Annotated in this window: 7 protein-coding genes and 2 pseudogenes; 7 read left to right on the forward strand and 2 right to left on the reverse strand. The window is 72.5% G+C overall.

What is annotated here, in order from left to right:
- Positions 1-130: 130 nt before the first annotated feature.
- From ACFY0T_RS40865 to ACFY0T_RS40875, 3 genes and pseudogenes are all read left to right on the forward strand, one after another.
- Positions 131-2821, forward strand: coding sequence for a LuxR C-terminal-related transcriptional regulator (locus tag ACFY0T_RS40865; RefSeq protein WP_388883091.1), 2691 nt, complete (start codon positions 131-133; stop codon positions 2819-2821).
- Positions 2822-2974: 153 nt separating this feature from the next.
- Positions 2975-4264 (forward strand): annotated as a pseudogene (locus ACFY0T_RS40870) (MFS transporter); the annotation flags it as partial.
- 1 nt (position 4265) lies between these two features.
- Positions 4266-5018 (forward strand): annotated as a pseudogene (locus tag ACFY0T_RS40875) (biotin/lipoyl-containing protein); the annotation flags it as partial.
- A 175-nt stretch (positions 5019-5193) separates the two neighbouring features.
- Here the strand turns inward: ACFY0T_RS40875 and ACFY0T_RS40880 are convergent.
- Entirely contained in the window at positions 5194-7293 is a 2100-nt protein-coding gene (locus ACFY0T_RS40880; RefSeq protein ID WP_388883089.1) for a SpoIIE family protein phosphatase, read from the reverse strand.
- 322 nt (positions 7294-7615) lie between these two features.
- Between ACFY0T_RS40880 and ACFY0T_RS40885 the strand changes: the two genes are divergently transcribed.
- From ACFY0T_RS40885 to ACFY0T_RS40900, 4 genes are all read left to right on the forward strand, one after another.
- Positions 7616-10306, forward strand: a complete 2691-nt coding sequence (locus ACFY0T_RS40885) for a LuxR C-terminal-related transcriptional regulator (protein WP_388883091.1) — start codon at positions 7616-7618, stop codon at positions 10304-10306.
- 153 nt (positions 10307-10459) lie between these two features.
- Positions 10460-12088, forward strand: coding sequence for an MFS transporter (locus ACFY0T_RS40890; RefSeq protein WP_388883093.1), 1629 nt, complete (start codon positions 10460-10462; stop codon positions 12086-12088).
- Between the two features lie 17 nt (positions 12089-12105).
- Positions 12106-12624 (forward strand): hypothetical protein, encoded by a 519-nt coding sequence (locus ACFY0T_RS40895; protein WP_388883095.1) that lies wholly within the window; start codon positions 12106-12108, stop codon positions 12622-12624.
- A 146-nt stretch (positions 12625-12770) separates the two neighbouring features.
- Positions 12771-12968 carry a hypothetical protein gene (locus ACFY0T_RS40900; protein ID WP_388883097.1) on the forward strand — a complete coding sequence of 66 codons (198 nt, stop codon included), beginning with the start codon at positions 12771-12773 and terminating at the stop codon, positions 12966-12968.
- Between the two features lie 286 nt (positions 12969-13254).
- On the opposite strand, the gene ACFY0T_RS40905 is transcribed toward ACFY0T_RS40900, so the two are convergent.
- On the reverse strand, positions 13255-13842 hold the full coding sequence (locus ACFY0T_RS40905; RefSeq protein WP_388883099.1) for a potassium channel family protein: 588 nt from the start codon (positions 13840-13842) through the stop codon (positions 13255-13257).
- Positions 13843-13877: the final 35 nt, after the last annotated feature.

A 13877-nucleotide genomic window follows, 5' to 3' on the forward strand; every position in this document is an offset into this window, starting at 1 on the left:
CTTTCTGGACGGACCACAGGGCCCTCTGGAGGGACCACTGGGTCTCATGTGGCGCGCGTGTACGCGAGAACACTGGGATGCTGAGGAGGGAGCGCTGCCCATGACCTGACGAACAGTGGTGGTGAGCGCCATGGCTGGGTGGGAGGAGAACGGTCCGGAACCGACCGCGCCGCACGCCGATCCCCAGGGAGACCCCTTTCTGCGCACGCGGTTCGCCATACCGAGGCGCCCCGCGACGTTCCTGCGGCGGGAGCGCCTGGTCAAGCACCTCGACCAGGCGCTGCTGACGCCGTTGACCATGGTCAACGGAGCGGCGGGCGCGGGCAAGACCCTGCTGGTCGCCGACTGGGCCGCGGGGCGGGAGGGGTCCGTCGCCTGGCTCACCACCGAAGCGGCGGACCAGGGGTGCGGCATGTTCTGGGCGTACCTGCTCCAGGCCCTGCGCGCCTCCGGTGTGCCGCTGCCCGCCGAGGTCGGCTTCCCCGCGGACGCGAGCCGCGTGGACCACACCCTGCTGGCGCGACTCGCCGCCGAACTGAGCGCTCGGGACCGGCCCGTGATCGTGGTGCTCGACGAATACGACCGGGTGACCGACCCGGAGATCGCGGAGCAGCTGGAGTTCGTCCTGCACCACGCGGGACGGGGCATGCGCCTGATCCTCGTCACCCGCACCGAACCGCTGCTGCCGCTGCACCGCTACCGGGCGGCCGGCGACATGACGGAGATCAGGGACGCGGAGCTGTCCTTCACTCCCGAGGAAGCGGCCGCGCTGCTGGAGCGGCACGGGCTGCGCCTTACCGTGTCCGTCGTGCGCGCGCTCGTGGAGCGCACCCGGGGATGGGCCGCCGGACTACGGCTGTGCGCCCTGGCCGCGCGGGAGAGCCCGGATCCGGAGACGTATCTCAAGGAGTTCGAGGCCGACCGCACCACCGTCGCCGATTTCTTGCTGGCGGAGGTGCTCAAGCGGCAGACCCCCGAGACGCAGGATCTCCTGCTGCGGGTCAGCGTCCTCGAACGTTTCTGTCCCGAGCTGGCGAACGCGCTGACGGAGCGCGCCGACGCCGAGCCCATCCTGGCCGGGCTGCACCGCGAGAACGCGTTCGTCGAGCACCTTGGGCACGCCTGGTACCGCCTCCACCCGCTGTTCGGGGAGATCCTCCGTGCCCATCTGCGGGTGCGCCTGCCTGGCCTGGAGCCCGAACTCCACCGGCGGGCCGCGGAATGGCTGCGCCGCTCCGGATCCCTCACGGAGACGCTCGGCCACGGCGCCGCCGCGGGCGACTGGGAGTTCACCGCCGCTGCCCTCGTCGACGACCTCGCCATCGGTCAGCTCTTCACCGGCCTCCGCTCCGACGACCTGACCGAGCTCTTCTCGCGGATGGGGCCCGAGGCCACGAGCCCCGCCGCGGATCTCGTCCGCGCGGCCCGTGACCTGGCCCAGTGCGATCTCGACCGCGGTCTGACCCACCTGCAGCACGCCGAGCAGAGCCTGGCGGGGGAACAGCCGCCGGCGCAGGACGACTCACCCGGCCTGGCGGCGGCCCGGCTGAGCTGTGCCCTGCTGCAAGCCCTGGCGGCCCGGCTGACCGGTTCGCCGGAAAGGGCGGAGTCGGCCGCGGAGGCGGCCGAGAAACTCCAGGAGGAGGTGCCCACCCACCTCCTCGACGAGCATCCCGAACTCACCGCGCTGCTGCTGACCCATCTGGGCTCGGCGCGGCTGTGGGCCGGGCGCTTCGAGGACGCGCGCGCCGCCCTGACCACGGTGGCGGACCGCTCCGGGGGAGCTTCGACGGCGCTCCCGCGCGAGGAGTCCCTGGGGCACCTGGCCCTGATCGACTACCTGAACGGCTGGCTCGGCAGGGCGGAGCGCAAGGCCCTGGCGGCGATGACCGAGACGGAGCGGTTCAGCCTGCCCCAGGCGTCCGGCTCCGGCATCGGGCTGCTGGTCCTGGCCGCCGTGGCCGTCGACCGCAACGAACTGGGTCAGGCCCAGGCCCTCCTCGACGCGGCGGCCGACGCGCACCGTGCGATGCGGGACCCGGTGAGGGACGCGGGGCGGGCCATCGCCACCGCGGGTCTGCTGCTGGCCCGCGGCCACACGCAAGCCGCGCTCGAAGCGGCGGAACCGGCCGTCGCCGCCGACGTGGTCTCACCCTGGGCGGAGGGGCACACGGCGCTGGTGGCCTCCGCCGCGCACCTGGCCGAAGGCCGCCCGGAGATGGCCGCCAAACTGCTGCAAGCGGTGCCCGGCGACCAGGTGGCGTGTGCCGTGGGGGCCGCGCGCGCCCAGCTCGCCGCGGGCAAGCCCGCCGCGGCGATCGACCTGCTCGACCGAGTGCACCCCGACGGCCGCGCCGGCCCCGCGGTGACCGTCCGGGCCTCGCTGGTCAGGGCGCAGGCCGCGGACGGGGCGGGGGACCCGGCCACCTCGCGCAGGCTCCTCGCCCAGGCTCTGCAGGAGGCGCGGCGCGAGCGGCTGCGGCGTCCCTTCCTCGAAGCCGGCCCGTGGATCCGGCCTTTGCTGGGCACGGTGCCCCTGCGCGGGCTGGCCGCGGGCTGGCTCACCCCCGGGCCGCCGCCGCACGGCGGGCCGCCTCGGCCCGAGGACCAGCCGCCGGCGCCGGTCCTGGAGGAGCTGAGCGGACGCGAGCGCGATGTGCTGCAACGGCTGGCCCAGATGATGTCGACGGAGGAGATCGCCGCCGATCTGTATGTGTCGGTGAACACGGTCAAGACCCACCTCAAGAGCGTCTACCGGAAGCTGGCGGTGAACCGGCGCCACGACGCGGTGCGCCGCGCGCGCGAGTTGCGGCTCCTGTGACCGCCTGGCCGTAACGGGGCTTTGGCGGCTCGCCCGTGGTGGGTGAGGCGCAGGGCGGGTTCTTCGGATGCCATGGGGGAGGCGGCAGGGCATGTGCCGGCCGGCCCGGCCGACTCCGCCGGCGTTCCGGGCCGACTCGGCGAGGAGGACACCGTGGCACACTGGCGGGCGCTGATCGTCCTGGGGACCGCCCAGTTCCTGATGGTCCTCGACACGTCCGTCATGAACGTGTCCATCAGCCAACTGGTGGAGGACTTCGACACCGAGGTCACCGCCATCCAGGCCGTCATCACGCTGTACTCGCTGGTCATGGCGGCGTTCATGATCGTCGGCGGCAGGCTGGGAGACATCTTCGGACGGCGTCGCCTCTTCCTCCTCGGTCTGGTCGTCTATGCCACGGGGTCGGCTCTGACCGCCGCGGCTCCCACCCTCTGGGTCCTCGCACTGGGCTGGTCGGTGATCGAGGGACTCGGTGCCGCGATGGTGCTGCCGGCCATGGCTGCCCTCGTGGCCGAGACCTACCGCGGGCGGGACCGGGCCGTCGCCTACGGCGTCATCGGCGGACTCGCCGGAGCGGGAATCGCGGTCGGTCCGCTGCTGGGCGGCTGGGTGACGACGTACCTCACCTGGCGGCTGGTGTTCGCCGGTGAGGTCGTGGTCGTCCTGGCCGTCCTGTGCTTCCGCCGGGTGATCACGGAGTCCCCCCGGACCGGTCCGGTCCCTGGGCTGGACGGGGTCGGCGCCGCACTCTCGGCGGCCGGGCTGGCGCTGGGCGTGCTGGGCGTGCTGCAGAGCGGCACCTGGGGATGGGTGCAGCCCAGCAACCCGCCCTTCACCGTCCTGGGTTTCGCGCCCACGCTGTTCGTCATCGGCGCCGGGGTGGCCGTGCTGGCCGTCTTCGTGGACTGGGAGAAGCGGCGGGAGGTCCGCGGTGCCGAGCCCCTGGTGCATCTGCCCCTGCTGCACAAGCCCGTGCTGCGATCCGGCCTGATGTCCCTGCTGAGCCAGAACCTCATCCTGCTGGGACTGTTCTTCGCCATCCCGCTGTACTTGCAGGTGGTGCAGGGGTTCGACGCCTTCCAGACGGGGCTGCGGCTGCTCCCGGTGTCCGTCACCATGCTCGTGACCTCCGTGATCGCCGCCCGGCTGGGGCGCATGGTCGGACCGCGCCGCGTGGTCCGACTGGCCCTGGCGACCCTGGCCGCCTCCATCGTGTGGCTGCTGGCCACCATCGACCCGGTCATCGACGACGCGCAGTTCGCCGGAGCCATGGCCCTGCTCGGCGTGGGCATGGGCCTGCTCGCCTCGCAGCTGGGCAACGTCGTCCAGTCCAGCGTGGGAGAGGAGGAGCGCAGCGAGGTCGGCGGGCTGCAGTTCACGGCCCAGAACCTGGGTTCCGCGCTGGGTACCGCGCTCATCGGATCGCTGCTCATCGGCGCCCTGCGACCTGGCACTGCACCTGGTGGGCGCCGACGTGTCGCCTGAGGACTTCGAGGCGGCCCCGAACACGTTCGACATCCCCGACTCCGTCATCGGCTTCCTGCGCGGCGAGTTGGGAACCCCGCCCGGCGGCTGGCCGGAGCCGTTCCGCACCAAGGCCCTGGAGGGCCGCGCCGCGGCCAAGCCCGTGCAGGAGTTGAGCGCGGACGACCGTACCGGGCTGGTGAAGGACCGGCGCTCGACGCTCAACCGGCTGCTGTTCCCCGGGCCGACGCGCGAGTACGAGACGCACCGTCAGACCTACGGCGACACCAGCGTGCTGGACAGCAAGGACTTCTTCTATGGGCTGCGTCCCGCGAAGGAGTACGCCGTCGACCTCGAACCCGGCGTACGGCTGCTCATCGAGCTGCAGGCCATCGGCGAGGCCGACGAACGCGGCCTGCGCACCGTGATGTCCACCCTGAACGGCCAACTGCGCCCGATCCAGGTGCGCGACACCGCGGTGGCCTCCGACATCCCGGTGACCGAGAAGGCTGACCGGGCCAACCCGGACCACGTCGCCGCGCCGTTCGCGGGCGTGGTCACGCTCGCGGTCGCCGAGGGCGACGAGGTGGACGCCGGTGCGACGGTGGCCACCATCGAAGCGATGAAGATGGAGGCCGCGATCACCGCCTCGAAGGCGGGCAAGGTGTCCAGGCTGGCCATCAACCCGATCCAGCAGGTGGAGGGCGGTGACCTGCTCGTCGAGATCGCGTGAGCCTGCGCCGGCGATCCATGCCGGTCGAGCGGTGGTACGCGGTGGTACGCGGTGGTCACAACCGCATCGGGTTGTGGCCGTACCGCTCCTTCAGCAGGGTGAGTACCTCGCGCAGACGCGGTATGGCTGCTGCCGTTCAGCGCGGCGCTCCGCCGGAGCGTGCTGTCGGGCCGGGTCAGCGTGTGTCGTAGGGCCCGGTGGCGTCGGTCAGGGCCAGCTCGGCCCAGATCGTCTTGCCCGGAGCCGTGAAACGGGTGCCCCAGGCCTGTGCCAGCTGCGCGGTGATGAACAGACCGCGTCCCCCCTCGTCGGCCGTGGCGGCGTGGCGCAGGTGCGGTGCGGCCGAGCCGGCGTCCCGCACCTCGCACGTGAGGGTGCGGTCATGGATCAGGCGGAGCTCGATCGGGGGACTTCCGTAGCGCACGGCGTTGGTGACGAGTTCGCTGACGATGAGCTGGGTGTCGGAGGCGGTCTCGTCGTCCACGCCCCATGCGGCGAGCTGCCCACGGGTACGGCGTCGGGCGACGGCCACGGCCGCGGGGTCGGGGTCGAGCGGCCACGCGGCGAACCGGTCCGGCGGAAAGGACCGAGTGCGCGCGACGATCACTGCGGCATCACCGGCGCCCAGACCCGCCGGGAGCGCGTAGACGAGGGCGTCGCAGAGGTCCTGCAGCAGGCGGTCTTGGTAGTCCGCCGTCGAGGGCAACGGCCCGGAGGATTCGGCGAGATACGAGGTGAGGAGCGGATCACTGGTGAACACCAGGACGCTGCCGTCGGGTACCTCGACGTCGACGGCCGCGAAGGGCGCGCCCTCCGTCGTGCCCAGCCGCGGCCCGGCCGGTGTGCTGGGGACGGTGACCGTGCGGTCGGGGCGCACGACAAGGGGGGCCAGGTGTCCGGCTGCCGCCATCGCGCACCTGCCGGTCAGGGGGTCGTGGACCGCGTACACGCAGTCGGCGGTGAGCGCTTCGCGGCGCAGCGGATCGCCGAGCGGGAGATGCGCCCGTTCGGCGGCGAGCTGGCCCGCCGTGCCGTGCAGACGGGCGAGGAGTTCGTCGGGGGCGAGGTCGAACGCCGCCAGGGAGCGTACGACAGTGCGCAGTTGCCCCATGGTCGCGGCCGCGTTCAGACCACTTCCCGACACCTTCCCGACGACGAGGGCGGTGCGAGCGCTGGACAGGACGATGGTGTCGTACCAGGCGCCGGGATCGGCGCCGGTGACGGAGAGGTAGGCGGTCTCCAGCGACGGGTGGGTCTCCGGGTGGCGGGGCAGCAGTTGGCGCTGGACCGTGGCGGCGACGGTGTGCTCCCGTGTGTAGCGCCGCGCGTTGTCGATGCACAGCGCCGTGTGCGCGGCCAGCTCGACCGCGAACTCCCGGTCACCTTCGTCGAAGTGGGGCGAGTGTCCGGTGCGGTAGAGACTGACGATGCCGAGGGCCGCGTCGCGCAGCGCCAGGGGAACCACGAGCAGGGAGTGGGCCCCCGAGGAGAGGATCGCCTCCGCGCGCGGGGGATCGACCGACAGCCACGGGGCGGTCGGATGCAGCTCGATCACGCGTGGACCCAGGTCGGTCAGGGCCTGGGTGAAGGGGGTCGGAGCCGGCAGACGGCGGACGTCGCCCACCGGGTGGGCCTGCGGCGGCCGCGGATGGGTGCTGCGAAACGCGGTGCGCATCATGGGCGTACCCGTGGGCAACGGGGCCAGTGGTGGGTCGTCGCCGCGGATCACGGCATCGACCACCTCCACGACGGCGACATCGGCGAACGCCGGGACCACGGCCGCGACGAGTTCCTCGCCGGTCACGGCCGGATCCAGGGTGCGTCCCACGTGCCGGCGCACGGCGTCGAGGACCTGGGTGCGGGCGCGGGCCCGCTCCCGTTCGGTCACGTCGATCGCGGTGACCGCCAGACCGAGCACCTGCCGGCGGGGGCTCTCCAGGCGGAGCGCGCTGACCTCGAAGTGCCGGTCCTGCGGCGGGTCCCCCCTCACATGCATCTGGACGACGTGCTGCAGCAGGGGGACTCCGGTTTCCAGCACCTCGCGCAGAAGCTCCTCCACGTCGCCGCGTTCGACGATGTCGTAGACGTCGCGGGCCGGGCGCCCTTTGAGGTCGTCCAAGGGCATGCCATGCATGAGGGGGGTGGCGGTGTTGACCCGCACCACCCGCAGATCGGTGTCCAGCAGGTGGAGCCCGACCGGTGACTGCGTGAACAGCGCCTCCAGCATCGAGGCCGCCGTCTCGTCCACTCGCCCACCAGGATCGGTGTGCGCCACGAGACCACCTCCGAGCTCCGTCCTGCTGCGCTTGCTCCGACGCACGGCCGCCCGGTATCCGGGCGTGCTTCCAGCGTGCTCCGCGGTCGGCACGCCCGCACCCGCAGAGCGCCGGGCCGCGCCCGCGAGGCGAGCGGCGCCGCACGCCCGCGGACCCACGCCGGCCGCGCTTTTCCGGCGGGCGGCAGTCGACTTTCTGGACGGACCACAGGGCCCTCTGGAGGGACCACTGGGTCTCATGTGGCGCGCGTGTACGCGAGAACACTGGGATGCTGAGGAGGGAGCGCTGCCCATGACCTGACGAACAGTGGTGGTGAGCGCCATGGCTGGGTGGGAGGAGAACGGTCCGGAACCGACCGCGCCGCACGCCGATCCCCAGGGAGACCCCTTTCTGCGCACGCGGTTCGCCATACCGAGGCGCCCCGCGACGTTCCTGCGGCGGGAGCGCCTGGTCAAGCACCTCGACCAGGCGCTGCTGACGCCGTTGACCATGGTCAACGGAGCGGCGGGCGCGGGCAAGACCCTGCTGGTCGCCGACTGGGCCGCGGGGCGGGAGGGGTCCGTCGCCTGGCTCACCACCGAAGCGGCGGACCAGGGGTGCGGCATGTTCTGGGCGTACCTGCTCCAGGCCCTGCGCGCCTCCGGTGTGCCGCTGCCCGCCGAGGTCGGCTTCCCCGCGGACGCGAGCCGCGTGGACCACACCCTGCTGGCGCGACTCGCCGCCGAACTGAGCGCTCGGGACCGGCCCGTGATCGTGGTGCTCGACGAATACGACCGGGTGACCGACCCGGAGATCGCGGAGCAGCTGGAGTTCGTCCTGCACCACGCGGGACGGGGCATGCGCCTGATCCTCGTCACCCGCACCGAACCGCTGCTGCCGCTGCACCGCTACCGGGCGGCCGGCGACATGACGGAGATCAGGGACGCGGAGCTGTCCTTCACTCCCGAGGAAGCGGCCGCGCTGCTGGAGCGGCACGGGCTGCGCCTTACCGTGTCCGTCGTGCGCGCGCTCGTGGAGCGCACCCGGGGATGGGCCGCCGGACTACGGCTGTGCGCCCTGGCCGCGCGGGAGAGCCCGGATCCGGAGACGTATCTCAAGGAGTTCGAGGCCGACCGCACCACCGTCGCCGATTTCTTGCTGGCGGAGGTGCTCAAGCGGCAGACCCCCGAGACGCAGGATCTCCTGCTGCGGGTCAGCGTCCTCGAACGTTTCTGTCCCGAGCTGGCGAACGCGCTGACGGAGCGCGCCGACGCCGAGCCCATCCTGGCCGGGCTGCACCGCGAGAACGCGTTCGTCGAGCACCTTGGGCACGCCTGGTACCGCCTCCACCCGCTGTTCGGGGAGATCCTCCGTGCCCATCTGCGGGTGCGCCTGCCTGGCCTGGAGCCCGAACTCCACCGGCGGGCCGCGGAATGGCTGCGCCGCTCCGGATCCCTCACGGAGACGCTCGGCCACGGCGCCGCCGCGGGCGACTGGGAGTTCACCGCCGCTGCCCTCGTCGACGACCTCGCCATCGGTCAGCTCTTCACCGGCCTCCGCTCCGACGACCTGACCGAGCTCTTCTCGCGGATGGGGCCCGAGGCCACGAGCCCCGCCGCGGATCTCGTCCGCGCGGCCCGTGACCTGGCCCAGTGCGATCTCGACCGCGGTCTGACCCACCTGCAGCACGCCGAGCAGAGCCTGGCGGGGGAACAGCCGCCGGCGCAGGACGACTCACCCGGCCTGGCGGCGGCCCGGCTGAGCTGTGCCCTGCTGCAAGCCCTGGCGGCCCGGCTGACCGGTTCGCCGGAAAGGGCGGAGTCGGCCGCGGAGGCGGCCGAGAAACTCCAGGAGGAGGTGCCCACCCACCTCCTCGACGAGCATCCCGAACTCACCGCGCTGCTGCTGACCCATCTGGGCTCGGCGCGGCTGTGGGCCGGGCGCTTCGAGGACGCGCGCGCCGCCCTGACCACGGTGGCGGACCGCTCCGGGGGAGCTTCGACGGCGCTCCCGCGCGAGGAGTCCCTGGGGCACCTGGCCCTGATCGACTACCTGAACGGCTGGCTCGGCAGGGCGGAGCGCAAGGCCCTGGCGGCGATGACCGAGACGGAGCGGTTCAGCCTGCCCCAGGCGTCCGGCTCCGGCATCGGGCTGCTGGTCCTGGCCGCCGTGGCCGTCGACCGCAACGAACTGGGTCAGGCCCAGGCCCTCCTCGACGCGGCGGCCGACGCGCACCGTGCGATGCGGGACCCGGTGAGGGACGCGGGGCGGGCCATCGCCACCGCGGGTCTGCTGCTGGCCCGCGGCCACACGCAAGCCGCGCTCGAAGCGGCGGAACCGGCCGTCGCCGCCGACGTGGTCTCACCCTGGGCGGAGGGGCACACGGCGCTGGTGGCCTCCGCCGCGCACCTGGCCGAAGGCCGCCCGGAGATGGCCGCCAAACTGCTGCAAGCGGTGCCCGGCGACCAGGTGGCGTGTGCCGTGGGGGCCGCGCGCGCCCAGCTCGCCGCGGGCAAGCCCGCCGCGGCGATCGACCTGCTCGACCGAGTGCACCCCGACGGCCGCGCCGGCCCCGCGGTGACCGTCCGGGCCTCGCTGGTCAGGGCGCAGGCCGCGGACGGGGCGGGGGACCCGGCCACCTCGCGCAGGCTCCTCGCCCAGGCTCTGCAGGAGGCGCGGCGCGAGCGGCTGCGGCGTCCCTTCCTCGAAGCCGGCCCGTGGATCCGGCCTTTGCTGGGCACGGTGCCCCTGCGCGGGCTGGCCGCGGGCTGGCTCACCCCCGGGCCGCCGCCGCACGGCGGGCCGCCTCGGCCCGAGGACCAGCCGCCGGCGCCGGTCCTGGAGGAGCTGAGCGGACGCGAGCGCGATGTGCTGCAACGGCTGGCCCAGATGATGTCGACGGAGGAGATCGCCGCCGATCTGTATGTGTCGGTGAACACGGTCAAGACCCACCTCAAGAGCGTCTACCGGAAGCTGGCGGTGAACCGGCGCCACGACGCGGTGCGCCGCGCGCGCGAGTTGCGGCTCCTGTGACCGCCTGGCCGTAACGGGGCTTTGGCGGCTCGCCCGTGGTGGGTGAGGCGCAGGGCGGGTTCTTCGGATGCCATGGGGGAGGCGGCAGGGCATGTGCCGGCCGGCCCGGCCGACTCCGCCGGCGTTCCGGGCCGACTCGGCGAGGAGGACACCGTGGCACACTGGCGGGCGCTGATCGTCCTGGGGACCGCCCAGTTCCTGATGGTCCTCGACACGTCCGTCATGAACGTGTCCATCAGCCAACTGGTGGAGGACTTCGACACCGAGGTCACCGCCATCCAGGCCGTCATCACGCTGTACTCGCTGGTCATGGCGGCGTTCATGATCGTCGGCGGCAGGCTGGGAGACATCTTCGGACGGCGTCGCCTCTTCCTCCTCGGTCTGGTCGTCTATGCCACGGGGTCGGCTCTGACCGCCGCGGCTCCCACCCTCTGGGTCCTCGCACTGGGCTGGTCGGTGATCGAGGGACTCGGTGCCGCGATGGTGCTGCCGGCCATGGCTGCCCTCGTGGCCGAGACCTACCGCGGGCGGGACCGGGCCGTCGCCTACGGCGTCATCGGCGGACTCGCCGGAGCGGGAATCGCGGTCGGTCCGCTGCTGGGCGGCTGGGTGACGACGTACCTCACCTGGCGGCTGGTGTTCGCCGGTGAGGTCGTGGTCGTCCTGGCCGTCCTGTGCTTCCGCCGGGTGATCACGGAGTCCCCCCGGACCGGTCCGGTCCCTGGGCTGGACGGGGTCGGCGCCGCACTCTCGGCGGCCGGGCTGGCGCTGGGCGTGCTGGGCGTGCTGCAGAGCGGCACCTGGGGATGGGTGCAGCCCAGCAACCCGCCCTTCACCGTCCTGGGTTTCGCGCCCACGCTGTTCGTCATCGGCGCCGGGGTGGCCGTGCTGGCCGTCTTCGTGGACTGGGAGAAGCGGCGGGAGGTCCGCGGTGCCGAGCCCCTGGTGCATCTGCCCCTGCTGCACAAGCCCGTGCTGCGATCCGGCCTGATGTCCCTGCTGAGCCAGAACCTCATCCTGCTGGGACTGTTCTTCGCCATCCCGCTGTACTTGCAGGTGGTGCAGGGGTTCGACGCCTTCCAGACGGGGCTGCGGCTGCTCCCGGTGTCCGTCACCATGCTCGTGACCTCCGTGATCGCCGCCCGGCTGGGGCGCATGGTCGGACCGCGCCGCGTGGTCCGACTGGCCCTGGCGACCCTGGCCGCCTCCATCGTGTGGCTGCTGGCCACCATCGACCCGGTCATCGACGACGCGCAGTTCGCCGGAGCCATGGCCCTGCTCGGCGTGGGCATGGGCCTGCTCGCCTCGCAGCTGGGCAACGTCGTCCAGTCCAGCGTGGGAGAGGAGGAGCGCAGCGAGGTCGGCGGGCTGCAGTTCACGGCCCAGAACCTGGGTTCCGCGCTGGGTACCGCGCTCATCGGATCGCTGCTCATCGGCGCCCTGGCCCACGCGTTCACCACGAAGGTGGAGGACAACCCGGCGCTGTCGCAGCAAGCCCGTCAGCAGACCGGTGTCGCGCTCGAAGCCGGGATCAGCTTCGTGCCCACCGACCAGGTGCGCTCGGCGGCCGTACGTGCCGGCCTGCCGCCGTCCGAGATCGACGCCCTCGTGGACTCGTACGCGTCGGCGCAGCTCAACGGTTTGAAGGCGGCGATCCTCGCCACCGGGGGAATCACGCTTGCCAGCTTCCTGGTCACGTCGCATCTGCCGACCGGGCGGGCCGGCCGTCCGAAGCAACCGGACACCGGCGCTCCGGCCGGCGAGATCGGCTCGACCCGCTGACTCCGAGGGAGGGCGCGATGTCCAAGGCCGAGCACGCCACGCCCCGAGCGCGCGCCGTCGAGCGCCGGGCCCATACCGACTACACGGGTGGCGTCTACGGATCCATGCTCGCCGCGTCGGTGGTCGTCGGCGCCGGCACGCTGGGCCCGTTTCCGCGCCTGGAGCTGGTGCTGCTGCTGTTGCTCACCGGCGTGGCGTTCTGGATCGCGCATGTGCACGCCCAGCTGTTCGGGGCGCGCCTGGCGCAGCGGAAGCTGGACCGCCCCACCGTGCTGCACGTGTGCCGCGACGAGTGGCCGATCGTCAAGGCTGCCGTCCCGCCCTCCGTCGCGGTGGCCGTCAGCCCTCTTCTGGGCCTCGACGTGACGGGCGCCCTCTGGCTGGCGCTCGCGGTCGCCGTGGCGGGCCAGGTGGGCTGGTCGGCGGCCGCGGCACGACGTGCCGGCGCCTCGTGGAGCCTGGTGGCCGTCTCCGCCTCGGTGAATCTGCTGCTCGGTCTGCTGATCACCGCGTTCAAGCTCTTCGTGACGCATTGATGCAGGTGGGAAGCGTGATGCAGAGGGAGCGCATACCGACCGACGTATCACCTCTACGGGGTGAGGCCGGGCGGTGCGCCGAGGCGGAGCATCGCAGGGAAGGGGCGCAGCCCGCCTGTCCCAGGCCACCCGGGGGAGAGCAGCTCATGCGCTACGAGATCCGCGTCGCAGGACACATGTCGGAGACGCTGACCAAAGCCTTCCCGGAGCTGGACCATGTGGTGATGTCCGGGCAGACGGTCCTGTTCGGCTCCGTCGTCGACGAGGCGCATCTGTACGGGCTGCTGGCCCGCTGCCAGTCGCTGGGGCTACGGGTCCTGGAGATGCGCCAGCTGCCGGAGTGACGCGTCCGTACGACGAGCGGCGCCGCGACCGGCGCTTGCGCGCACGGAGCGCCGCCGGGGTCGGGCGGGTGACCTCAGGGTTGCTTCACAGGTGATGACTTCGGGGTTCCCTCACGGGTGATGACCTCAGGGTGGCTTCAGAGTGTCTCGGCGTGGATCCTGCCGGAGCGGACGGCGGTGCTCTTGCCGTACGCCGCTCTCTCGGCCGGTGACAGGGACGCCGTGAATGCGCTGGGTACGGCCATGGCTCACACCTCCTGGCACGCTGTCCTCATGCCGAGGAGCCCTAGTCCGGCGGCGGCACCCGGCCCTGCCGCTGCAACGCCGCCCGGACCGCACCGGCGAGCACCCGTGCGGCGACGCCCACGAGCAGCAGCCCGCCGGTCATCTGAAGCATCGTCATCAACCGTCCCGTCTGGGAGCGGGCGGTGATGTCGCCGAACCCGACGGTGGTGAACGTGGCCAGCGTGAAGTACAGGGCGTCCGTCCTGGTCAGCGGTTCACTGAAGGAACCGGGGGTGGAACGCTCCAGCAGGTAGTAGGCGCTCGCGAAGAGCACCAGAAACAACACCAGCGTCGGGACCAGGGCCTCGACGGCCTTCGCACGGGGATAGGGTGAGCGCACAACGGCCCGCACCTCCCACCAGAAGACCACGACGACCGCCAGCAGGCCGCATGCGAGCAGGGCCGAGGTGCCGGCCGAGTTTCCCCCGTCCAAGGGAAGCAGGTAGTACGCGGTGACGAGGCCCGCCGCGACGCACACGGCTCGCCCGACGGACACGGCCGTCGCGCGCCGTCCCGGACCCGGTCGCCCCCGATACGTCCCCCGCCCGGACCGGGAGGGCTCCGTCCGGGCAGCCAGTGGATCGCTCATCTGGTGTCTCTTCGTCCGTTCCTCGTCCGTTCTGT

The organism is Streptomyces sp. NPDC001530, from assembly GCF_042894545.1.
Taxonomy (GTDB): Bacteria; Actinomycetota; Actinomycetes; order Streptomycetales; family Streptomycetaceae; genus Streptomyces.